Raw genomic sequence first — 21,590 nt, forward strand, 5'->3', positions numbered from 1 at the left:
TTCGTTTAAAACGAGATTATTTTCCTTTTAAACAAAATTGAGGTTCGTTTAAAAGGAAATTTTTGTTAATTACAGTTGAATTTAGCCGTTTTTGGATGGTTTTATCACTTGAAATGCATGTTTTTTAGCAGAATTATTTTCTGGAAGAGATAAAAACATACATACAATTCAAACAACACATTCACATGTATACAACTTCATTCACTCACTTTATCTATTTTATATCGATGAAACAAAGCAAAAAGGCACACCAAAATCATAAAAATCAAAATAAAGACACTTTCAATCTTCTTTAGAATCGAATAAAAAACAATATACCCAAGCCCTGATACATACAACCTGCTGGCGACAGAGGTAAAATGACATTTTGATAAACAGAGTCAAGGATGACGGTAAAGACAATTGAATCTGGATATAAAGGATATTATACAAAAGATCATTTAACCTATTAAGAAAAGACGATATTTGTCATAACAAAGAAAGATGATATGGAAAGAATTTCAGTTACTGATTTTGGGCCTATCCAACATGCGGAGATAAAGCCGTTCTGTATTTTGATTGGACATACTTCAAGTGGGAAAAGCACAATGGCCTTTCTTATCCTGATTATATTTTCTTAAATATATTCGATACCTTTGTCCCCAAACGAATAAAAAGCAAAGAATATGAATTATTACGAACTGAAATTCACCTATGAATCGCCTATCGAGGCAACAATCATCAGTGATGTACTGGCGTCCGAACTGGGCGAAATCGGTTTCGAGAGTTTTACCGAAGACGAAGACGGCTTGCTGGCTTATGTATCCGACCAATTATATAATGTAAAAGCATTACAGGATAAACTGAATGAATTTCCGCTGGAAAACGTAACCATCCGGTACACCGAACAACTGGTGGAAAGCAAGGACTGGAACGAAGAATGGGAAAAAAACTATTTCAAGCCCATCCGTATCGGTAACGACTGCATCATCCGCGCTTCTTTCCACGAACCGGAACCGGGTTATACATATAATATTATAATAGACCCGAAAATGGCTTTCGGCACAGGCAATCACGAAACAACTTACCTGATGATCAGCGAAATGCTGAAACTCGACCTGGAAGGCAAAGACCTGCTGGATATGGGATGCGGAACAGCCATACTGGCCATCCTGGCAAAAATGAAACACGCCAATAAAGTAGTCGGAATCGACATCGACGAATGGGCTTACAACAACGCGCTGGAAAATACCCGGTTGAACCATACGGAAGATATACAGATTGCCTTGGGCGGCGCCGAACAAATCCCCGCATTCGGTATATTCGATATTGTATTCGCCAATATCAACCGCAACATCCTGCTGAACGATATTAACCGGTATGCCGCCTGCATGAAACCGGGAGCAACCCTTTTCATGAGCGGATTCTATACTGAAGACATTCCCGCCATCCAGGCAGAGTGCGAACGCAACGGATTGAAATTCATTTTCCACGCAGAGAAAAACAATTGGGTTGCCGTTAAGACACAGAAGCCATAACTTTATTTAACAGTAAAAGTTAACACAGAAGTAAACTATCATTCGAATAAAAGCGTTATTTTAGTAAACACATTTAAATGTAAGAGTTATGAAAAATGTAGATTCTAAATTATTACTAGGTTTGGTAGTTGGTGCAGCAGTTGGTGCAGCAGTTGGATATCTGGCAGCTACCGATAAGAGAGAACAGTTACTGGAAGAATTGAACGGTGTAGTTGGAAAAGTAAAAGAAGGCTTTAATTCCGCTCTCGCCAAGTACAAAGAAGGTAAAACTGAAGTTGTAAAAGCTACCGAAGAAATCGTAGCTGAATAATTATTTATGGAAAAAGATTCAGGAAAAATCTTTCGTGAGCTGAAAGATGATGTTTCAACTTACGTAGAATTAAAGCTTGAACTTTTAAAGTTAAGCACATACGAAAGAAGCGGCCAACTGATCGCCATTCTTTCGTATGGCCTAATTTTATTGTTTCTGGCTTTCTTTGCCATCCTGTTCATATTCCTGGCATTAGGGTTCTTTATGGGTGATATCTTCGGTTCGATGGGAACCGGCTTTGCTTTCGTGGCAGTGTTATATCTCCTATTGATCGGGCTCATTATAATGAATAAAGGCAGAATCTGCAACACGGTATTGAACGTAGTGATTGCAGCATTAAACGGTAATGACGAAAAAGATGATGCAACAGATACAAAACAAGCCACTGACGCCACTGGAGAAACTGATTTCTGACAAGGAAAGAATCCGGAAGCAATGTGTTATACAGGAACAAAAGCTGAATGACGACTTTTCTTATATCCAGGAAAATGCAGGCAGCCTTTTGATATCCGGTTTCACCACCTTACTATTTCCCAACACTAAATCAAAAAAAACAGAATCTACAGAAACAGCAACAGCCAGCCAGCCGGTAACCCCGATCGGTTTCTCGGATTATCTGAGTATCGCACAAGGCCTGCTGCCCGTAGCCTGGGATGTAATCCGCCCATTCTTGCTGACATGGGGAATCAGAAAGGCTCAAAGCTGGTTTACAAACCTTCTGTTTAAGAAAAAGAAATAACTCCTAACATTTAATTTATGTTAGAGGGCATATTTTTCTCACATTAATAAAGGTAGAATAAAAAAACATGACTAAATTTGCAGTCGTTAAAAACAAGGATAAAATGAAACGTAATTTGATTCTCTTTATGGCATTCACCGCAATGCTGACGATATTGGCTTCATGCGCAACTCCTTGTGGCTGTTAAATGGATTTTATGTAATATTTTTAATAAACCCATAAAAGTTTTATTACAATGATTAAAGTAGGTATTAACGGTTTCGGCCGTATCGGACGTATGGTGTTCCGCGCTGCAGTTAAAAACTTCGGCAATGATATTCAGATCGTAGGTATCAACGACTTGTTGGATGCTGATTACTTGGCATACATGCTGAAATATGACTCAGTACACGGTCGTTTCGATGGTACAGTTGCTGTAGAAGGTAACAACCTGGTTGTAAACGGTAACAAAATCCGTTTGACTGCAGAAATGGATCCTGCTAACCTGAAATGGGACGAAGTTGGTGCTGAAGTTGTAGTTGAATCTACAGGTTTCTTCCTGACAGACGAAACTGCTCGCAAACATATCCAGGCTGGTGCTAAGAAAGTTATCATGTCTGCTCCTTCTAAGGACGCTACTCCTATGTTCGTTTATGGTGTTAACCACACAACTTACGCAGGACAGGACATCATCTCTAACGCTTCTTGTACTACTAACTGCTTGGCTCCTATCGCTAAAGTATTGAACGACAAGTTCGGTATCGTTAAAGGTTTGATGACTACAGTTCACGCTGCTACTGCAACTCAGAAAACAGTAGACGGTCCTTCTAAGAAAGACTGGAGAGGTGGCCGTGGTATCCTTGAAAACATCATCCCTTCTTCTACAGGTGCTGCTAAGGCTGTAGGTAAAGTTCTGCCGGTATTGAACGGTAAACTGACTGGTATGGCTTTCCGCGTTCCGACTTCTGACGTTTCTGTTGTTGACCTGACAGTAGTTCTGGAAAAGGCTGCTACAATGGACGACATCAAAGCTGCTATGAAAGAAGCATCTGAAGGCGAATTGAAAGGTGTACTGGGTTACACAGAAGATGCAGTTGTTTCAACTGACTTCCGTGGTTGCTCTAACACTTCTATCTTCGACGCTAAAGCTGGCATCTCTTTGGATGACAACTTCGCTAAGATCGTTTCTTGGTATGACAACGAATGGGGTTATTCAAACAAAGTTTGTGAAATGGCTCGCGTTATCGCTGGTAAGTAATCAAATACAAATCAGTATATGGAAGCCGTCCTCCGCAAAGGGGACGGCTTTTTTTATTATCTTTGCTCCATAATGAGAACATATCAACTTATAACGATACTAGGCCCGACCGCTTCCGGTAAAACGCCTTTTGCCGCAGCGCTGGCCGACCGGCTGGATACGGAGATCATCAGTGCCGATTCACGCCAGATTTACCGTGGCATGGATATCGGTACCGGGAAAGACCTGGCCGATTATATAGTGAACGGTAAAGTAATCCCCTATCATCTGATCGATATCTGCGATCCGGGATATAAATATAATGTATTCGAATATCAGCATGACTTCTTCCGTGCTTACCAGAACGTACAAGAAAAAGGCAAGCTCCCTATCCTTTGCGGTGGAACCGGCATGTATATCGAAGCGGTATTGAAAGGATACAAGCTGCTGGATGTTCCCCAAAATCCGGAGTTAAGGGAGTCTTTGCAAGGCAAGTCGCTGGAAGAACTGGAAAAAATACTAGCCGGTTACAAAGTATTGCATAACAAGACAGACGTAGATTCCGCACAAAGGGCGATACGGGCCATCGAGATTGAAGAATATTATAAAACCGAGGCCCCCGATGCAAACGAATATGATCCGATCAACAGCCTGATCATTGGCATAAACATTGATCGGGAACTGCGACGCGAAAAAATATCCAGACGTCTGCGTGCCCGTCTGGAGGAAGGCATGGTAGACGAGGTAAAAGGCATCATTGCCTCCGGCGTCAAACCGGAAGACCTCATTTATTACGGATTGGAGTATAAATATCTCACACTATACATCATTGGTAAACTTTCTTACGAAGAAATGGTTGCCCAATTAGAAATAGCCATCCACCAATTTGCCAAACGTCAGATGACCTGGTTCCGCGGAATGGAACGCCGGGGTTGCACGATCCATTGGATAGATGCCACATTACCGACAGAGGAAAAGATCAGGCAGACATTAGAGTTGCTGGAACAGGGATAATTCTATTTTGGAAATAATTGAACCAATATGGCAATGTGACAATTTAGAAATAATTGAACTATCCAACTGTCAAAGTGACTCATCTGTTACAGGTTCATTTGCCGTCTGCTTTAGCTGACGGTTTACAAGCTGATTCTTTTTTGGCTTTAGCCACATTTCTCTCAGATAGAAAGCTTTAAGAAATGGGACTAAAGTCCAGAGAGATAGATTCTTTACTAGTCCGTCAGCTAAAGCAGACGGCAAATAGACCTGTAATAGTCAAGTGAGGTTGATGACAGGATAGTTCAAATTTGATAAATTTTGAAACATAAACTCAAACAATTATGATAACAGTTAACGATTTTAAGAATAAAGATAATTTCTTCCTGATGGCGGGTCCTTGTGTGATCGAAGGGGAAGACATGGCGCTACGTATCGCCGAAAAGGTTATCGGCATCACCGAGAAGCTGAATATTCCATATATCTTCAAAGGTTCATACCGCAAGGCAAACCGCTCCCGCCTCGATTCATTTACCGGGATCGGCGATGAGAAAGCCTTAAAGATTTTACGCAAAGTAAGCGAAACATTCAACGTCCCGACCGTTACAGATATACATGAAACCCATGAAGCTGCCATGGCTGCCGAATATGTAGATGTCTTGCAAATCCCGGCTTTCCTTTGCCGTCAAACGGACCTGCTTGTCGCCGCCGCACAAACCGGAAAGATCGTCAACATCAAGAAAGGACAGTTTCTTTCTCCCGGAGCCATGCAATTCGCCGTACAAAAAGTTGCCGATGCTGGAAATGACAACGTCATGATTACCGAGCGGGGAACCACATTCGGCTATACAGACCTGGTTGTCGATTACCGGGGCATCCCGCAAATGCAGGATTTCGGTTATCCGGTCATCATGGATGTAACCCACTCATTACAACAGCCCAACCAGACATCCGGTGTAACAGGCGGCCTGCCGGCATTGATAGAAACAATAGCCAAAGCCGCTATTGCTGTCGGCACCGACGGTCTCTTCATCGAAACCCATCCGGAACCGTCCAAAGCAAAATCCGATGGAGCCAATATGCTACAATTAGATTTGCTCGAAGGCTTACTGACACGTTTAGTTCGCATCCGTGAAGCAATCAAATAAATGTCATGACTTTTAAAAACAAAAGAAGGGACCTTCGTAACTGAAAGTCCCTTCTTTTGTTTTCAAAAGTCATATCTTCGTTATCCCATCTTACTTATCTTTCTCAGCTTATCCTCATCTATCAACTTGATCTTTCTACCGTCGATAGCAATGATACGCTCAGTTACAAATGTCGATAAGGTACGGATAGCATTGGAAGTAGTCATATTCGACAAGTTTGCCAAATCTTCACGAGACAGGTAAATACTCAATGTAGCCCCGTCTTCTTCCAGACCGTAACTATCTTTCAGGAATAATAAAGATTCCGCCAGACGACCCCGAATATGTTTCTGGGTAAGATTAACGGTACGTTCATCCGCCACTCCCAAATCAAACGATAACTGACGAATAAAAAACATTGCCAGATTGGGATTACCCATCAGCAAGTCCGTAACTATTGTCATCGGTATCAGACAAACAACAGATGCTTCAAATGCAGAGGCATTTGTCAGGTAATTCTCCTGAGCGAAATTAGCACGGTAACCGAAATACTGTACAGGTTTAATCATCCGGATGATCTGGCTGCGACCGCCGACACCTTCCTTAAAAATCTTTACCTTACCTCTCAGTAAGCACATCATGTCCCTTGGTTCGTCGCCCTCGCAATAGATCAACTCGTTACGTTTGAAATGCTGGATCGTCGAATTATTACGGAGAACTTCCCGCTCTTTGTCGGTCAGTACTCTCCATACTTCTGCTAAACTGGCCGATAGATCGACCTCTTCTTTTTGTTGCTTAACCACGACTGTTTTATAACATACTTATGAAGCACAAATGTACAACTTTTCTTTTGAAATAATAAAATGTTTAATACGATAAATTGTATTTATAATTACATTTTACTTTCTTTTACTACTAATTTGAATTTTATTCGTTACGTTTGCAGCAAAAGGGGTGATAATTTGTTGAAAAGATACGTTTTGATATTTGCTCTGATTTTATTGACTGTAAATGCTGCCGCCAAACAGGAAAGCACTTATAGAAGTAAAGTGTTGCCTGATTTAAAAGAAAAAACGGAATCGTCCGTAAAAGCGGATTCCATTATGAAAGAGGTAATTAAAAACGCCGAAAAATACCAGCATGTCCTTTCAAAGTACGAAGCGGAAATATATATAAAAGGGCGTACGGAAATACTGAAACAGAACTTTCTGATGCGTTTCGCACATCACCTCTTCCCGGTCGACAGGAAAAACAAGGATATGATCTTCGAAATGGTAAGCAAGTCGAAATTCAATGCCCCCAACAATTTCCTGCACAACTTCCAGGCCGTAAACGGGAACAGTATCCCCAACAACAAGAAGCAGCAGGAAGCATTGAGTTTTCTGAACCTCAATGTCTATTCCTCCACCATATATAATGAAGGCATCATCACTCCTATGACCAACCAGGCTTCCAAATTTTATACATTCGACCTGGAAAGTGTCAGTGACACCAGCGGGCTCAGGATCTATAAGATACGGTTCATGCCCAAATTATGGAGCCAGAAGCTAATCTGCGGCGACCTGTATATCCGCGACCAATCCTGGATTATCGACAAGATAGATGTGAACGGACGTTTCGATTTTGCCGAATTCAACCTGATCATGACTTTCGGACGCGATTACCGCCGCTTTATCCTTCCGGATAAAGCCAGCCTGTATCTGCGCTACCATGTCCTGGGGAATGCCATTGCCACCAGCTACCATTCTTCTTTCAAATACAAAGCGGTGGAATGGGTGGAAGAAGATAACGAAACGCAAAGAAAAAGATCACTGGACCTGACCGGATATTATAAATTATCCTCAGATACGGTTCCCATCATTTCAGACACGACATTCTGGAACAAAGAACGCGATATTCCTTTGACAAAGGAAGAAGAGAGGTTATATCATGTCGCCAACAATACGAATGAACAGAAAATAGATTCTGCGAATATCACCAAATACCTGAAGCTGACAGAAAAGTTCACAAATACCATCAGCATGGACTATAAAACGACCCGCCTCAAATATTCAGGAATATTCAACCCGTTCCAACTGGGGTATTCAGGGCATAACGGAATAACGTACAGGCAACGTCTGCGCATCAGCAAGACTTTCGACAAAGACCGCCAGCTCCGTTTCCGCCCAGACGTCGGTTTCGTATTTAAGCGGAAAGAAATCTTTTTCACCGTGTCAGGAGACTGGGAATATCTGCCGGAGAAAAAAGGCATATTGAGCCTCTCGGTCGGTAATGGTAACCAGAGTTATTCTTCAGCCATTATGAAAGAGATAAACGAGCAGTTGAAAGATTCTACATTTAATTTCGATGACCTAAATCTGGAATATTTCAAACACTACTATGCTGAAATACGTAACAACATCGAACTGTTCAACGGATTCCAACTATGGACCGGCGTTTCCTACCACCGCCGGATACCGGTAAAAAAGAAAAGTGATATTTCAAATCCCGGAGAAGGGATAGAAGAAATCATCAACGATAACTATCATGATTTTACTCCCGTCGTCGGCTTTTCCTATACGCCACGCCAGTATTACTGGATGGACGGATATCGCAAAGAATATCTGTATTCCTATTATCCGACCATTTCAGTCGAATTTGCCCGTGCAATCCCCGGAGTAGGTAAAAGTTCCGGTGATTACGGACGGATCGAAGCGGATATTCACCAAAGCATTGCACTCGGTTTGTCCAGAAAACTCAATTATCACATCAGTGGAGGCATTTACCTGAATCCCAAATCTATTTACTTTGCCGATTTCCGTTATTTCTCACGCCGCCAGTTCCCTGAATCGTGGGGAGATGAATTCGGAGGAGTATTCAACCAACTAAGGAGTTTCTGGTTCAATGCATCCGACAAATATGTGCAAGGACATATTATGTACGAAAGCCCCTTCATCTTGTCACAACTTTTCAAGAAGAAAACATCTAAGTACATTCTGTCTGAACGCTTTTATTTCAGTCACCTGTGGACACCCGTTTTACCGAGTTACACAGAGGTAGGATATGGTTTCGGTAACCATATTTTCAACGTTGCCGCCTTTGCCGGATTCGATAGATGGAAATACCAGAATATCGGCCTCAAGTTTGCCTTCGAATTATTTTAATAGGACATCTGTGGGCGAACGATCATTATACCGCTGTTACGCTTGATACTTTCCACGTATTCCTGTAAAGGAGTTTCATTGACTATCACTTTCTTTTGCGTAGTAGATGCATGGATAAAGGTCAGTTTATCCCCTACCCGGCAAACGACACCGACATGGGATATATCTAGGCCTTTGATCGTTGTGACAAAACAAACGATATCTCCGTCTTTTATGCCTGTTGCGTTCCGGTTTATCTCGGTTTCCGGTATATAATAATAAGGACGGGCGTTGATCTCTTTCTCTTTCACGGCAATCCGGGCTGTCAATTCCGGATTTTCTTTCAATGGCTTATAACTATCGGGGTGCGTCGACATAAAAGAGACATTCACCGGCAGAGAGACGCCTCCGGCCGCTGAAGTAACATCCTCCACTATTCCTTTGCGCTGGTTCTCGAAAATCCAGTCGGTGGTATAATGCAAGCGATCGGTATAGTCATGAATCTCTCCATTCCGGTAACGAAGTGCCTGTAAATTCTTACAAAAGGTTTCAAACGAAGGGTTCTCACTTTGAATTGTCCGTGTCAGGGCAACTACATTCTCCACCAATGTCATGCAATCCATTTCACGCAGGTTTACAACCAACCTTTCCGGCTCCATCTCCAATGTTGCAGCCACATAAGGAGTGCCCAAAAAGAAACGGGCCGTTTTAACCATCAATTCACCGGTAGGCAAAGATTTATTTACTTTCATCTCTGAAACATACCGGTCAAAGACAACCCGGTCTTCATCCGTATAATATATTTTATCCGCAGCCTGCCCCCGAAAAAAGAGAAAGCAGGAGAAAAAGAGTAGCCAACTTGTTTTCATAAATTCATTTATTAATCAGATGTGAGTGTTTGTTTATAGTAACTGGTTGTAACTGGCTCCCCTCTCGAGAGGGGGAAGGGGGTGTGTCATATCCTCGCCTATCAACTATCATAATCAGAGTCACTTGACTATTACAGGTTCATTTGCCGTCTGCTTCAGCTGACGGTTTAAAGTTGTTTCTTTCTTTCGGCTTCAGCCACATTTCTCTTAGATAGAAACTTATAAGAAATGTGACTAAAGTCTGGAGAAATAGATAATTGACTAATCCGTCAGCTGAAGCAGACGGCAAATAAACCTGTAACAAAGTATGTTTTTATTGACTGGCTTTAACACACCCCCTGCCCCCTCTCAAGAGGGGAAGCTGTTACTCCCGTCACTATAAACAGATAGGTCAATTATTTCTACACTTTCGTTTTCAACAATTCCTCCAACTTAATCAACTCGTCCCTGAACTGAGCGGCCTCGATAAAATCTAGTTTCTTAGCAGCTTCCGTCATTTGCTTTTTGGTACGTTCGATTGCTTTTTCCAACTGCGGACGATTCATATACTTAACAACAGGATCGGCAACCAGACTTGGTTCCGGTTCGACATAAGCATACGGTTCGGCTGTAGCCGGCTGTTTCTCACCCAAAAGAGAGACACTGGTCTTGATAACCTGCCGGGGAGTAATGCCATGCTTTTCGTTATAGGCAAGTTGCTTTTCTCTGCGACGGGTCGTTTCGTCCATTGTCAGTTGCATACTGGCGGTTATCTTATCCGCATAGAAAATAACCTTTCCATTCACATTACGGGCAGCACGTCCGGCTGTCTGCGTCAGGGAACGGTGAGAACGAAGGAACCCTTCTTTGTCTGCGTCCAGAATAGCCACCAGAGAGACTTCCGGTAAATCCAGTCCCTCACGAAGCAAGTTTACCCCAATCAGCACATCAAACAAACCTTTCCGTAAATCATCCATAATCTGGATACGTTCCAGAGTATCCACATCGCTATGGATATAATTACAACGTATTCCCATCCGGGTCAGATAAGCAGTCAGCTCTTCCGCCATACGTTTAGTCAGCGTCGTGACCAGGACACGTTCATCTTTAGCCGAACGCTGCGTTATCTCTTCCATCAGGTCATCGATCTGATTCAATGTCGGACGAACCTCGATAACCGGATCGAGCAATCCGGTCGGACGAATCACCTGGTCGACAACAATCCCCTCGCTCTTCTCCAGTTCGTAATCGGCCGGAGTCGCACTTACATAAATAGCCAACGGGGTCATCGATTCGAATTCATCAAACATTAGCGGACGGTTATCCATCGCCGCCGGCAGACGGAAACCATATTCCACCAGGTTCTTTTTACGGGAATAGTCTCCCCCGTACATGGCCCGTATCTGTGGGATCGTGACATGGCTTTCATCGACTACCAACATAAAATCTTTCGGGAAATAATCGAGCAGGCAGTAAGGACGTTCACCGGCCATCCGGCCGTCAAAATAACGGGAATAGTTTTCTATACCCGAGCAATGTCCCAACTCGCGAATCATCTCCAGGTCGAAGGTAACACGTTCATATAAACGTTTCGCCTCATAATGCTTGCCAATCTCTTTCAGGAAATTCACCTGCGTACCGAGGTCGACATCGATCTGGCCAATAGCCATATTTATACGTTCCTGGGTCGTGACAAATAAATTGGTCGGATAAATATTCAGTTCATCCTGCTCGTCAATCTCCTGTCCGGTCTTCGGGTCGAAAGAAGACAAACGATCTATTTCATCCCCCCAGAACTCGATACGGTAAGCCACTCCGTCAAACGATTCGATTGCCGGAAATATATCGACTGTATCTCCGTTTACCCGGAAACATCCACTGTTAAACTCTAACTTATTATTTACATATAAGGCATCGACAAAGCGCCGTAACAACTTGTCGCGGTCAATCTGCATTCCTTTTTCCAGATGGGTCACCTTTTCGGCAAATGCCGTCGGGTCGGCCATACCATACAGGCAGGATACGGAAGAAACAACAATCACATCCCTTCTACCCGACAACAAAGAAGCTGTCGTACGAAGACGAAGTTTATCTATCTCTTCATTAATCTGCAAATCCTTCTCGATATAGGTATCCGTAGTAGGCAGGTAAGCCTCCGGCTGATAATAATCGTAATAGGAAACGAAATATTCTACGGCATTATTCGGAAAAAAGGCTTTGAACTCGCTATACAACTGCGCAGCCAGCGTTTTGTTATGACTTAATATTAAAGTAGGACGTTGTACCTCCTTAATCACATTGGCAATAGTAAACGTCTTTCCCGAACCTGTTACTCCGAGGAGCGTCTGGAAAGGTACACCACTCTGGATGCCCTCCGAAAGAGCCGCTATTGCTTCCGGCTGATCTCCCGTCGGGCTGAATGGTGAAGATAACTCAAAATTCATTATTCGTATAGTCCTTTTTTAGGTATAACTATCCAGAGTATCAAATAAGCTATAACCCCGGAAAACACAGTAAATATACTCAGCAGTATATAGCCGACACGTACCAGTGTCGGGTCCCAACCAAAGTAATCCGCAATACCGCCGCATACTCCGGCAATCATTCCATTATTTGAACGATAAAGTCTTTTTGGTGCTTCTTCTTCCATGATGTCTTATTTTTGTTTCGTAAAGATAGTATATATATCTATATGGCAGAAGTAATCCGGTTACAAATTGAACCAGTAATTCATCTTCAGCATAAAAGTATTCGTTGCCGGAAGGCCGAACATACGGTCCAGGTTATTCCCCCAGCCTGTCACCCGGTGGTTGTCCTGATTGGACATGCGATGCTCCCAGACAAAATAGATCGTGGAACCCGGCAAATATTCCCAACGGGCCACCAGGTTGGAACGGAACTCATTAAAACTAAAGTCCGGATTTCTGAAAGATGCTTCCCTTCCCCCACTTTTTAGATGATAGCTTCCGTCCGAATAACCGATTTCATCCCCGGAAAAGACATGGAAACGTTTGTCATATGTACGGGATTCCGTATCCGCAGCCTCTTTAAAATCAGAGAACTTCGCAGTCGAGGTAAACGGGGAACCATAGAACTGTATGGAGATATCCGAAGTGAGATTGACCTGCAAACGCATTGTCAGGCCATACGTTTTCTGGTCCATATGTCCCATCAGATAGATCAGCGAAGGGTCGGTCTGAGCGGGAGATGCCGCTGCCGTTAATGTTCCGACATATTGCATATTGTCCGTATTCCAGGCATAATCCACCTGCCCCGACAAATACACATGGTTTCCTAAACGGAAAGTCAGGCTGGGCGACAACGTATTAAAACGGTTATACCCGTCCAGATTATGATTTCCTTCATATTTCAACATGAACATCATCCGCTTTGCCTTATCCGTATTCACTTTAACCGAAGTCTGGAAATAAGGATTCAACCGCATATCCCAGCCTCCGCGAAGCAAACGGCTATCCAGCCGGTTCCAGACGAAAGTTTCCTTCATATCCATTTCATAACGGCTCATTGTCATACTCTGCCAGCGAAGGGCGACATCGTTGCTGAAAGGAGTTCCCCCATAATTCCATTGGTTTTTCTGGGTAAGTGTAAAAGCATTATAACGGAATAACTTCCAGATATCCGTTTGGCGGTACACCACTTCCGTTTCATTCGTCCGGTTATCCGCTTCTTTCATATACCCCATGTCATTCAGGTCGAAACCGGGAGACGACCAGCTAAAGGTTTCCGAGAAAGCCCACTTGGCATTCCCCTTCCGTCCGACTTTCACATAACCGCCGGTTCCGTTCAGAGAACGGCGGTCTGGGTCCACTCCCAGATAACCGGATGCCGATGCACGCTGATAATAATGAACCGGACTGGTTTGCCGGACAGCTATCGCCTCTTTGCTTCCATTCAGGGAACTGAACATTCCCTTTACATCTATATAATAAAGACGGTTCTTGAAATACTGGGTAAAATCTATTCCTGCCGTAAAGGCGTTACGAACCATAAAGTCTTCCAGATAAGGCTGGTCCAATACCCGGTTGACGGATGTGACCATTCCTCCGAGCAGGCTATTTCCTTTCCAGTTTTTCTGTACGCGGGCTACTGTATAGTTTGTCAGCGGCTCCACTACTTCAACATCTTCAACCCCGTTACGGGTCACGTTGGCGGAAGAACGGGCCGTTACGCTCTGCACAACGCCTACTGTCACTCCGCGTCTGTTCGTCCCTGTCAGCTTCAGGGCACCGATGATAGGAACATTGTCTTTGCTGTCTGCAAAACTGTTGATATTGTCGATTCCCTGCGGAGTATATGACGGAGCGGCACCGATACGACGGGTATAAAACATCATGTCACTGCCATTGGCAAAATCAAGGATATGTTTTCCCTCCAGAAAGAAAGGACGTTTCTCGTCATAAAATGTTTCGTAAGCCGTCAGGTTCATCACCGAAGGGTCCAACTCCACCTGGCCGTAGTCCGGATTGACCGTCAGGTCCAGCGTAAAATCCGAAAGGGCGAACTTCGCATCCAGGCCGACATTTCCACCCCAGCTATGTCCTTTCTGGTAAGGGCTTCCGGCAACCTTCGGTTCATTCCGGTATTTTCCCATCACATATGGGAGAAATTCGATGCCACGAGGCTTCGGCAAATCGTCCATCCCGTGCATCTCTCCGAAAGAAAAGACGTGGCCGTTATTCTTCAGAGGAATCATGCTCCAGTTCTGAACCTCATTATTCTGACGTCTGATACGGCGGACATGAAGTCCCCAGATGCCATCATCGGAATGCTGGTTATATCGTAATTGGCTGAACGGGATACGCAATTCCGCCGTCCAACAGGAATCGGCCATGTCGATATAGGTCTTCCCTTCCCATACGGCATTCCAGCTTAAATTGACATTCAGCTTATCGGTCACGACCAGGTCAGTCTTGTTTCCCCCCAGATTGATATTAAACTCCGGAGCGGCCCGGTAATCATGATACGTATCAAAGGCTACACTGATAAGGTCGCCCATGCTGTTATCATCCCTGTTACCGATAAAGCGGTTCATCTTTTCCGGATGGCTTTCCTTACAATAGACACCGACATAGATATACTTATTGTCATAGAATAGTTTCACACGGGTAGGCGCATCCGGCATTTGCCGTTCATAAGGAATAATCTGGACAAAACGGTCGGACCATTCGCCCTGCTTCGTCCAGAAATCTTCATCCAGGCGCCCATCCATAACCGGCTTCGCCCCTGTCACTTTCGTTATATTATAAACACGTTTGTATGCCGCTTCAAAAGGGACAATAGAATCTTGTTGCGCCTTACCCAAGGCACAAGACAACAACAAGGCAACAAAGGACAATCGGTATTTCATCTCATCAGTTACAAATAAGCAGCCACTTTATTCCGGTCGGTTTCTACCGTTTCAAACTCCGAAGAGACAATACTGCTTCCCATCGGCACATTTTCATTCCGGTACTCCATTTTACTGTAAACGATGCTACGGGCGGAAGTATGAAACTCCTTCGCTCCTGTTTCCGCTTCGAGTTTCGCGATATTGTTTTCACGGACACCGCATCCCGGCATAATAATGATACGTCCGTCAGCACGCCTCACCAATTCCGCAATCAGAGGAATACCTTTAACGGCATCCGATTGCTGGCCGGAAGTCAGGATACGGTCGCATCCGAGTTCAATCAGTTGTTCCAGTGCCGCAAACGGGTCACGGCAGACATCAAATGCCCGGTGGCAGGTTACCGACAACGGTTTGGCAGCCTCCATCAGTCTGCGCATCAACGGAACATCTATATCTCCCTCTTTAGTGAGGCATCCGAAAACAACACCGTGTACTTTCAGTTGTTTACATAATTCAATATCCAGCAACATAGCATCTATCTCCGCCGGAGTATACAGAAAATCACCGCCGCGCGGACGGATAATGACATTTATATCAATAGTAGAAGTCAATGCCTGCGCTGTTTTAATCTCACCATAACTGGGAGTCGTTCCCCCTTCCGGAATGCCGGCACAAAGTTCTACACGCTTAGCTCCCCCTGCCTCTGCTTCCACACAGCTTTGTGCCGAGTTGGCACATATCTCGATTATACGGGTTGGTTTCATAGGTTTGTCTTTATGTTTGTTTTCTTCCATACATTAATATAATGATACAAAGGTACGATAATTTCATAAGACGATTGGTTTTGTAGGTGTCATTATTTATCCTGAAACAACTCCCCACCATAAATACCAGCAACGGGAATAAGAAAAGAAAAAATCGCGTATCTTTACCGATGTATAACATAAAACTTGGAGTGTCTAATGAAAACATCTTGTTCCCATTTACCCGAATACGCTAAGAACGATTTGAAACAGATCGTCAACTTAGTACTGGAAAAAGTACCTCATTGCGAAATGATTATCCTATACGGGAGTTATGCCAGGGGTACATTTGTGGAATATGATGAACGGGATGAATTCGGTATCCTTACTTCATTTATGAGTGACTACGATCTGTTGGTAGTTACCAGCAATGAAGATGTACGAGAGGTGGGACATATACTGGATACTGTGGACGACAAATATTACAAACGCCCTGACAACCAAGTCCCTATTCAATTTATCAACGATGATATAGAGAAGCTGAACTCAGACCTGTCGGAAGGAAGATATTTCTATACAAGCATCCAAAAACAAGGAATTATGCTATACGATAGTGGAAATTACAAACTGGAACAACCCCGAAAACTAAACTTTGAGGAGATTAGACAGCAGGCACAAGAATATTTTAACGAAAGTTTCAATAGTGCGAATGAGTTCTTCGAAAACGCAAAATTCAACTACTCAAAGGAGTGGTATAAAAAAGCATCTTTCATGCTGCACCAAGCCTGTGAGAATTACTTCTATGCGTTACGCTTAGTTCACACCCTGAAAAATAGCAAACAACACAATTTATCTAAATTATTGGGCTCTACTCACAAATATTCACCCGAACTGCAAAAGACCTTCCCTCGAAACACAAAGGAAGAAAAACGATTATTTGAACTACTCCGGCTTGCTATGTAGAAGCTAGATATAATTCTAAATTCGTTGTGACTAAAGAAGATATAGATGCTTTGTTTCCTAAAATAGAGAGACTACGTGACATAACCGAACAAATCTGCCAGTCTCAAATCGAAGCGTATCGGCAGATGGATAAGTAGAATAAAGTCACTCCTTTCCTTCGCAAGAAGCCTATAAACAAACCTCCCCCTTAACCAGCTCATATAATGAACAGGTTAAGAGGGAAAAATGACAAAGCGTTATTTTATCACTATGCCAGATGAATCATATCATTTTATCTATTATCAGATCAGCCTCATCTTCCTTAATACCGATCCCTGCTATTGCATCTGACTCTGTTTGTTCGAGTCGTTGTTTTACCTCCTCCAGCGTATAGGAACAAGGAACATTTTCACTAACGGATAGCCATTTACGAAGTTCTCGCCGTACTCTATCCAATACTTCACTATTATCAATGTTAAGTATTTCCCGGATAAGTTCAGTTTTACGAGCTTCCAATTCAAATGCTGTCATATTCAATCCTCCTGCTTTTTAGATAGATACAAAGATAGTTTTTTGCATCTAACAACAAACATTTTCCTTCTTAATTACAGGTAAGGGGCATATACTGATTTACAAGTTCAAAGACTACGCCCAATAATTATTTTTCGTTTGAAAGTAACATCATGATCATTTTCGGTAAAGATAGCAGAATGTTCCATTGCAGGGGTATTATAGAGATATATGTAGTTGATAGAATCCGGAAGATATGTTTTCTATCAAACTACAGTTAGTATTTTGTTTTTGGCGTCCTCATAAATATTAATGAGGCCCTCGTGAACAGAAAACTACCGAATAAGTCCTATCTTTGCTTCCAGAAACAAATTGAAAATAAAAGAATGCTTAACGGAGAGAAGCTGAAAGGGCATATACTCATTCTGATAACAAATATATTGTTTGCTATCAATATGCCCATATCCAAATATCTGTTACCTTCCCATGTGCAACCCGAGGCACTTACCATCATGCGGATGGGGTCTGCCTGCCTGTTGTTTTGGTTAACTTCGTTATTTATCAAACGGGAAAAGGTGACGATAAAAGACCTGGGACTGCTTTTTATCTGCGCCATGTGCGGGGTAGGCATCAATCAGGGATTATTTATTGTAGGGCTGAACCGGACCTCGCCGGTGGATGCTTCCATCATCGCAACAGGCGTCCCTATCTTCGTCATGCTACTGGCAGCCGTTATCCTGAAAGAGCCGATCACCAAGATGAAAGCCTTCGGCGTATTGATGGGATGCACCGGGGGGATTTCTTTGATCCTGGCATCCACACATGCTACGGGGCAAGCCAGCAGTCTGGAAGGTAATCTGATGATCATCGTCAGTGCTTTCGTATATTCCATCTACCTCGTTTTATCCAAGCCGTTGAGTTTACGTTATTCAGCGGTAACGATGATGAAATGGATGTTTCTTTTTTCCACGTTGGTATTATTGCCTTTTACCTACCGACATGTCCTCGACACACCCGCCTTCCAGCGGGAAATACTCAATATGCAAGAGCTTGGAGCCATCTGTTTCGTACTGATCGGTGCGACATTCATTCCTTATTTATTAATACCTATGTCGCTGAAACGCATCCGCCCGACAACGGTGAGCATGTATAATTATATACAACCGATTATCGCTTCACTGATTGCCGTCATGATAGGGCAAGATACTTTCTCTTTACAAAAGGTATTATCGGCAGCCCTTGTTTTTGCCGGTGTTTATCTGGTTACACAAAGTAAAAGCCGGGCAGATTTGGAAAAGGAAAGCCGTTGAAAAAGCTATTGTACAAACTTGTTAATCACCTTTATAGCCAGAACCTTTATATATTTTATTTGTTTTAAGCAGAAAAATATACGTCACAACTATGGATAGTGTAAGTACCTCTAACAAAACACCCAACAAAAGTATGATATGGCTTATTGCCATATTGGTTATCGCCGTCATTATTGCCTTTCTATGGTGGTGGAACTATCGCAAATATATTTCGACCGATGACGCCAACCTCGACAGTTACCGGGTAAGCGTCGCATCACAGGTCATGGGACCGATGGTCAGGCAATATGCCTGGGAAGGCGATACGGTCAAAACCGGCATGCTCCTTGCCGAACTTGACAGCAGCAGTATCGTTGCAGAGTTACAGGAAACCATTGCCCGCCGTGAACAGACGATAGCCAACCTGAAACTGGAAAAAGAGAATCTCAACACAGCCATCAAGAACCTCCAACTGGCAGAAATCGCTTACCATCAGGCAGAAGTGAACTACCAACGCGACAAAAAACTATACAGCACCAGTGCCGTTTCGCAGGAAACATTCCAGGATGCGGAAGACTCCTGGAAAAGTACAGGCATAAAAGTAGAAGTAGCCAAAGATCAGATCAAGGTCTCACGGGCACAGATCGCATCCGGTGAAGCGGCAATTGCCTCAGCTGATGCAGCGATAGAATCCACCCGTGTTTCATTGGGATATTATCGCATCACAGCTCCGGTCGACGGCGTGATTGCCAAACGGTGGTCGCTTCCGGGTGACATGGTTCAACCCGGGCAGACACTCTTTACAATCAATGAAGGAAAAGACCTTTGGGTAGCCGTTTATCTGGAAGAAACCAAGTTCCGGACGCTCCGCCTCGGACAGAAAGCCGATTTCACGCTGGACGCCTACCCCGGATTCTCCTTTTCCGGAAAGATATTCTATATAGGTACAAACACAGCCTCGGAGTTTTCATTGATCCCTCCTAATAATGCTTCCGGCAATTATACCAAAGTTGCCCAGCGCATCCCGATAAAAGTCTCCGTCGACCAGGTAAAAAAAGGAAAAGAAAATACCCGGATGCCGAAACTGGTATCAGGCATGTCTGCAACCGTTAAAATTATCAAGGAGCCATAATGGGTAAGAACGGAAATACAAATGATAATGCCTACAAATGGCTGGTGTTGGGCAACATCATGATCGGGACATTTATGGCCGTGCTCGACTCCACCGTCGTGAACACCGGACTTCCGGCCATCATGGGGACGCTCGGTGCCAGTATCAACACTGCCGAATGGGTTCTGACAGGATATATGCTGGCTATTGCGAGCATCCTTCCCGCGGCCGCCTGGCTGTCCGACCGGTTCGGATACAAACGGATTTATTTCCTTTCTTTATTGGTATTTACCTTCGGTTCGTTCATGTGCGGAAACTCCACCTCAATCGAAGAACTTATTTTCTGGCGTGTAATCGAAGGCCTTGGATGCGGAGCAATCATGCCTGTCGGAATGGCGATTGTCAGCAATGTTTTTCCTCCGGAGCAGCGGGGAACGGCACTCGGTTTCTGGGCCATCGCTTCGGCAGCATCCGTCTCGTTCGGTCCTTCCATCGGCGGTTATCTGGTCGATAATCTGAACTGGAACTATATATTTTATGTAAATGTACCGGTCGGGGCTATCGCTCTCTTTGTAACAGCCATCCTGCAAAAAGAATATAAGGCGGAGACTGTACAGCCTTTCGATATTCCGGGATTCATCACTTCCGGCATCTTCCTGCCTCTGTTCATGTACGGGTTGTCGGAAGTCAATTCATCTACCAACACACAAGGCTGGAACAGTCCTGTCGTATTAGGTTCGATGTGGATTTCCGCACTTATGTTCATACTCTTTATTTATATCGAACTGACGGTGAAGCATCCGTTAATCAACCTGCGTATATTCAAAGACCGCAATTTCACCCTGGCAAACGTGATGATGTTCATCTTCGGGGTCGGCATGTTCGGAAGCACTTTCCTTATCCCCCTTTATTTGCAGAACAATCTGGGGATATTCAGCCCTCCAGGCCGGCATGTTCTTTATTCCCGTAGGAATCATCCAGGGATTTTGTTCTCCCACCGCCGGAGCACTGGGGCAGAAGATAAACCCTAAAATACTGATTGCAGGCGGACTGATTCTGATGGCACTCAGTTTCTATCTCAATATCTTCCTCTCCTTCCTGACCGAAAAATGGTATATCATGATGAGCCTCTATCTTCGCGGCATCGGCATGGGAATACTTTTCACCCCATTATTAACTTTATCATTAGCCCGTATCAGTGTCGTACAGATGGCACAAGCATCGAGTATCACCAATATCGTCCGCCAGATGGGTGGCAGTTTCGGTGTCGCCATCTTCAGCCATATGCTTACCCAACGCACCAGCTACCACACCCAACGCTACAGCGAAGCATTAAATTATACCGGTGAAGCCTACCAACAAACCATCGACCACTTGAGCTCCTTCGCTCAACAAACCGCCGGGGCAACCGGTCATATGGTAAAATCGCTGGCCGAACAGTTAATCATCAAACGGCTCGAACTGGAAGCGTACATAGGCGGCATCAACGATGATTTCTACATCGCGTTCATAGTTACCTTACTTTGTCTGCTCCCGGTGTTCTGGTTACGACAAGTAAAAAAACGAAATAACACTTCAAGTTAGAAAGATTTGAGCTATCTGCTAATTATAGGATGAGCCAGTTGGCGACGGTGTCTTCAGGCTGTAAGCCTGTAACAAATTAGCCAGGGTTCTAACCCAATGTCATCAATTTAAGAAAAAATACCCTTAAAACGAAAAAAGCCATTGGAAATATCAAAGAAAGAATTACTTTAAAGTTACCACACAACAAGT

At 43.7% G+C, this 21,590-nt stretch carries 17 protein-coding genes and 2 pseudogenes; 12 read left to right on the forward strand and 7 right to left on the reverse strand.

Translation table 11 applies throughout. The features are described 5' to 3' along the window. The first annotated feature begins 665 nt into the window (after nucleotides 1-665). The 7 genes from prmA to kdsA all read left to right on the forward strand — a co-directional run bounded on the left by prmA (nucleotide 666) and on the right by kdsA (nucleotide 5,923). Nucleotides 666-1,517: a 50S ribosomal protein L11 methyltransferase gene (prmA, locus tag DXA15_RS20705; protein ID WP_128135291.1), complete on the forward strand. Its 852-nt coding sequence runs from the start codon at nucleotides 666-668 to the stop codon at nucleotides 1,515-1,517. A gap of 88 nt (nucleotides 1,518-1,605) precedes the next feature. After that, a complete protein-coding gene (locus DXA15_RS20710) occupies nucleotides 1,606-1,827 on the forward strand; it encodes a YtxH domain-containing protein (protein ID WP_007652933.1) in 222 nt (73 codons plus the stop codon). Nucleotides 1,828-1,833: 6 nt separating this feature from the next. Then, entirely contained in the window at nucleotides 1,834-2,241 is a 408-nt protein-coding gene (locus DXA15_RS20715; RefSeq protein ID WP_048317187.1) for a phage holin family protein, read from the forward strand. Then, nucleotides 2,186-2,566, forward strand: a complete 381-nt coding sequence (locus tag DXA15_RS20720; protein WP_233567493.1) for a hypothetical protein — start codon at nucleotides 2,186-2,188, stop codon at nucleotides 2,564-2,566. The genes DXA15_RS20715 and DXA15_RS20720 overlap by 56 nt, the downstream gene beginning before the upstream one ends. A gap of 235 nt (nucleotides 2,567-2,801) precedes the next feature. Next, entirely contained in the window at nucleotides 2,802-3,803 is a 1,002-nt protein-coding gene (gene gap / locus DXA15_RS20725; RefSeq protein ID WP_007652928.1) for a type I glyceraldehyde-3-phosphate dehydrogenase, read from the forward strand. A gap of 72 nt (nucleotides 3,804-3,875) precedes the next feature. Next, nucleotides 3,876-4,796, forward strand: a complete 921-nt coding sequence (gene miaA / locus DXA15_RS20730; RefSeq protein ID WP_128135292.1) for a tRNA (adenosine(37)-N6)-dimethylallyltransferase MiaA — start codon at nucleotides 3,876-3,878, stop codon at nucleotides 4,794-4,796. 323 nt (nucleotides 4,797-5,119) lie between these two features. After that, entirely contained in the window at nucleotides 5,120-5,923 is an 804-nt protein-coding gene (kdsA, locus tag DXA15_RS20735; protein ID WP_007652920.1) for a 3-deoxy-8-phosphooctulonate synthase, read from the forward strand. Nucleotides 5,924-6,003: 80 nt separating this feature from the next. Here the strand turns inward: kdsA and DXA15_RS20740 are convergent, their stop codons facing one another. Further along, nucleotides 6,004-6,705 (reverse strand): Crp/Fnr family transcriptional regulator, encoded by a 702-nt coding sequence (locus DXA15_RS20740; protein ID WP_007652918.1) that lies wholly within the window; start codon nucleotides 6,703-6,705, stop codon nucleotides 6,004-6,006. A gap of 60 nt (nucleotides 6,706-6,765) precedes the next feature. On the opposite strand from DXA15_RS20740, the gene DXA15_RS20745 reads away from it, so the two are divergent. Next, nucleotides 6,766-9,045 (forward strand): DUF5686 family protein, encoded by a 2,280-nt coding sequence (locus tag DXA15_RS20745; RefSeq protein ID WP_128135293.1) that lies wholly within the window; start codon nucleotides 6,766-6,768, stop codon nucleotides 9,043-9,045. Here DXA15_RS20745 and DXA15_RS20750 read toward each other — a convergent pair. The 5 genes from DXA15_RS20750 to DXA15_RS20770 form a co-directional block, all read right to left on the reverse strand. After that, nucleotides 9,042-9,893, reverse strand: a complete 852-nt coding sequence (locus DXA15_RS20750; RefSeq protein ID WP_128135294.1) for an N-acetylmuramoyl-L-alanine amidase-like domain-containing protein — start codon at nucleotides 9,891-9,893, stop codon at nucleotides 9,042-9,044. The genes DXA15_RS20745 and DXA15_RS20750 overlap by 4 nt on opposite strands. A 401-nt stretch (nucleotides 9,894-10,294) precedes the next feature. After that, nucleotides 10,295-12,316: an excinuclease ABC subunit UvrB gene (gene uvrB / locus DXA15_RS20755; RefSeq protein WP_128135295.1), complete on the reverse strand. Its 2,022-nt coding sequence runs from the start codon at nucleotides 12,314-12,316 to the stop codon at nucleotides 10,295-10,297. Further along, complete coding sequence (locus DXA15_RS20760; protein WP_128135296.1) at nucleotides 12,316-12,522, reverse strand: PspC domain-containing protein; 207 nt, start codon at nucleotides 12,520-12,522, stop codon at nucleotides 12,316-12,318. The genes uvrB and DXA15_RS20760 overlap by 1 nt, the downstream gene beginning before the upstream one ends. 60 nt (nucleotides 12,523-12,582) lie before the next feature. Further along, nucleotides 12,583-15,240 (reverse strand): DUF5916 domain-containing protein, encoded by a 2,658-nt coding sequence (locus DXA15_RS20765; RefSeq protein WP_128135297.1) that lies wholly within the window; start codon nucleotides 15,238-15,240, stop codon nucleotides 12,583-12,585. Nucleotides 15,241-15,248: 8 nt separating this feature from the next. Then, a complete protein-coding gene (locus DXA15_RS20770; protein WP_044245777.1) occupies nucleotides 15,249-15,986 on the reverse strand; it encodes a copper homeostasis protein CutC in 738 nt (245 codons plus the stop codon). Between the two features lie 198 nt (nucleotides 15,987-16,184). Between DXA15_RS20770 and DXA15_RS20775 the strand changes: the two are divergent. Beyond that, nucleotides 16,185-17,065, forward strand: a pseudogene (locus DXA15_RS20775) (HEPN domain-containing protein). Nucleotides 17,066-17,189: 124 nt separating this feature from the next. Here the strand turns inward: DXA15_RS20775 and DXA15_RS20780 are convergent. Continuing rightward, nucleotides 17,190-17,438: a hypothetical protein gene (locus DXA15_RS20780; protein WP_128135300.1), complete on the reverse strand. Its 249-nt coding sequence runs from the start codon at nucleotides 17,436-17,438 to the stop codon at nucleotides 17,190-17,192. 365 nt (nucleotides 17,439-17,803) lie between these two features. On the opposite strand from DXA15_RS20780, the gene DXA15_RS20785 reads away from it, so the two are divergent. The 3 genes and pseudogenes from DXA15_RS20785 (at nucleotide 17,804) to DXA15_RS28115 (ending at nucleotide 21,401) form a co-directional block, all read left to right on the forward strand. Then, nucleotides 17,804-18,727 carry a DMT family transporter gene (locus DXA15_RS20785; RefSeq protein WP_128135301.1) on the forward strand — a complete coding sequence of 308 codons (924 nt, stop codon included), beginning with the start codon at nucleotides 17,804-17,806 and terminating at the stop codon, nucleotides 18,725-18,727. A gap of 133 nt (nucleotides 18,728-18,860) precedes the next feature. Further along, nucleotides 18,861-19,838 (forward strand): HlyD family secretion protein, encoded by a 978-nt coding sequence (locus DXA15_RS20790; protein WP_233567494.1) that lies wholly within the window; start codon nucleotides 18,861-18,863, stop codon nucleotides 19,836-19,838. 74 nt (nucleotides 19,839-19,912) lie between these two features. Further along, a pseudogene (locus DXA15_RS28115) lies at nucleotides 19,913-21,401 on the forward strand (DHA2 family efflux MFS transporter permease subunit). The last annotated feature ends 189 nt before the right edge of the window (nucleotides 21,402-21,590 follow it).

The sequence above is a fragment of the Parabacteroides sp. AM58-2XD genome (assembly GCF_003463685.1).
GTDB lineage: Bacteria > Bacteroidota > Bacteroidia > Bacteroidales > Tannerellaceae > Parabacteroides > Parabacteroides segnis.

Excerpts from the sequence above, each read along its gene's own strand:
- prmA (WP_128135291.1), top strand. The coding sequence starts at position 666 with ATGAATTATTACGAACTGAAATTCACCTATGAATCGCCTATCGAGGCA.
- DXA15_RS20710 (WP_007652933.1), top strand. The coding sequence starts at position 1,606 with ATGAAAAATGTAGATTCTAAATTATTACTAGGTTTGGTAGTTGGTGCA.
- DXA15_RS20715 (WP_048317187.1), top strand. The coding sequence starts at position 1,834 with ATGGAAAAAGATTCAGGAAAAATCTTTCGTGAGCTGAAAGATGATGTT.
- DXA15_RS20720 (WP_233567493.1), top strand. The coding sequence starts at position 2,186 with ATGATGCAACAGATACAAAACAAGCCACTGACGCCACTGGAGAAACTG.
- gap (WP_007652928.1), top strand. The coding sequence starts at position 2,802 with ATGATTAAAGTAGGTATTAACGGTTTCGGCCGTATCGGACGTATGGTG.
- miaA (WP_128135292.1), top strand. The coding sequence starts at position 3,876 with ATGAGAACATATCAACTTATAACGATACTAGGCCCGACCGCTTCCGGT.
- kdsA (WP_007652920.1), top strand. The coding sequence starts at position 5,120 with ATGATAACAGTTAACGATTTTAAGAATAAAGATAATTTCTTCCTGATG.
- DXA15_RS20745 (WP_128135293.1), top strand. The coding sequence starts at position 6,766 with ATGTTTAATACGATAAATTGTATTTATAATTACATTTTACTTTCTTTT.
- DXA15_RS20750 (WP_128135294.1), bottom strand. The coding sequence starts at position 9,893 with ATGAAAACAAGTTGGCTACTCTTTTTCTCCTGCTTTCTCTTTTTTCGG.
- uvrB (WP_128135295.1), bottom strand. The coding sequence starts at position 12,316 with ATGAATTTTGAGTTATCTTCACCATTCAGCCCGACGGGAGATCAGCCG.
- DXA15_RS20760 (WP_128135296.1), bottom strand. The coding sequence starts at position 12,522 with ATGGAAGAAGAAGCACCAAAAAGACTTTATCGTTCAAATAATGGAATG.
- DXA15_RS20765 (WP_128135297.1), bottom strand. The coding sequence starts at position 15,240 with ATGAAATACCGATTGTCCTTTGTTGCCTTGTTGTTGTCTTGTGCCTTG.
- DXA15_RS20770 (WP_044245777.1), bottom strand. The coding sequence starts at position 15,986 with ATGAAACCAACCCGTATAATCGAGATATGTGCCAACTCGGCACAAAGC.
- DXA15_RS20780 (WP_128135300.1), bottom strand. The coding sequence starts at position 17,438 with ATGACAGCATTTGAATTGGAAGCTCGTAAAACTGAACTTATCCGGGAA.
- DXA15_RS20785 (WP_128135301.1), top strand. The coding sequence starts at position 17,804 with ATGCTTAACGGAGAGAAGCTGAAAGGGCATATACTCATTCTGATAACA.
- DXA15_RS20790 (WP_233567494.1), top strand. The coding sequence starts at position 18,861 with ATGATATGGCTTATTGCCATATTGGTTATCGCCGTCATTATTGCCTTT.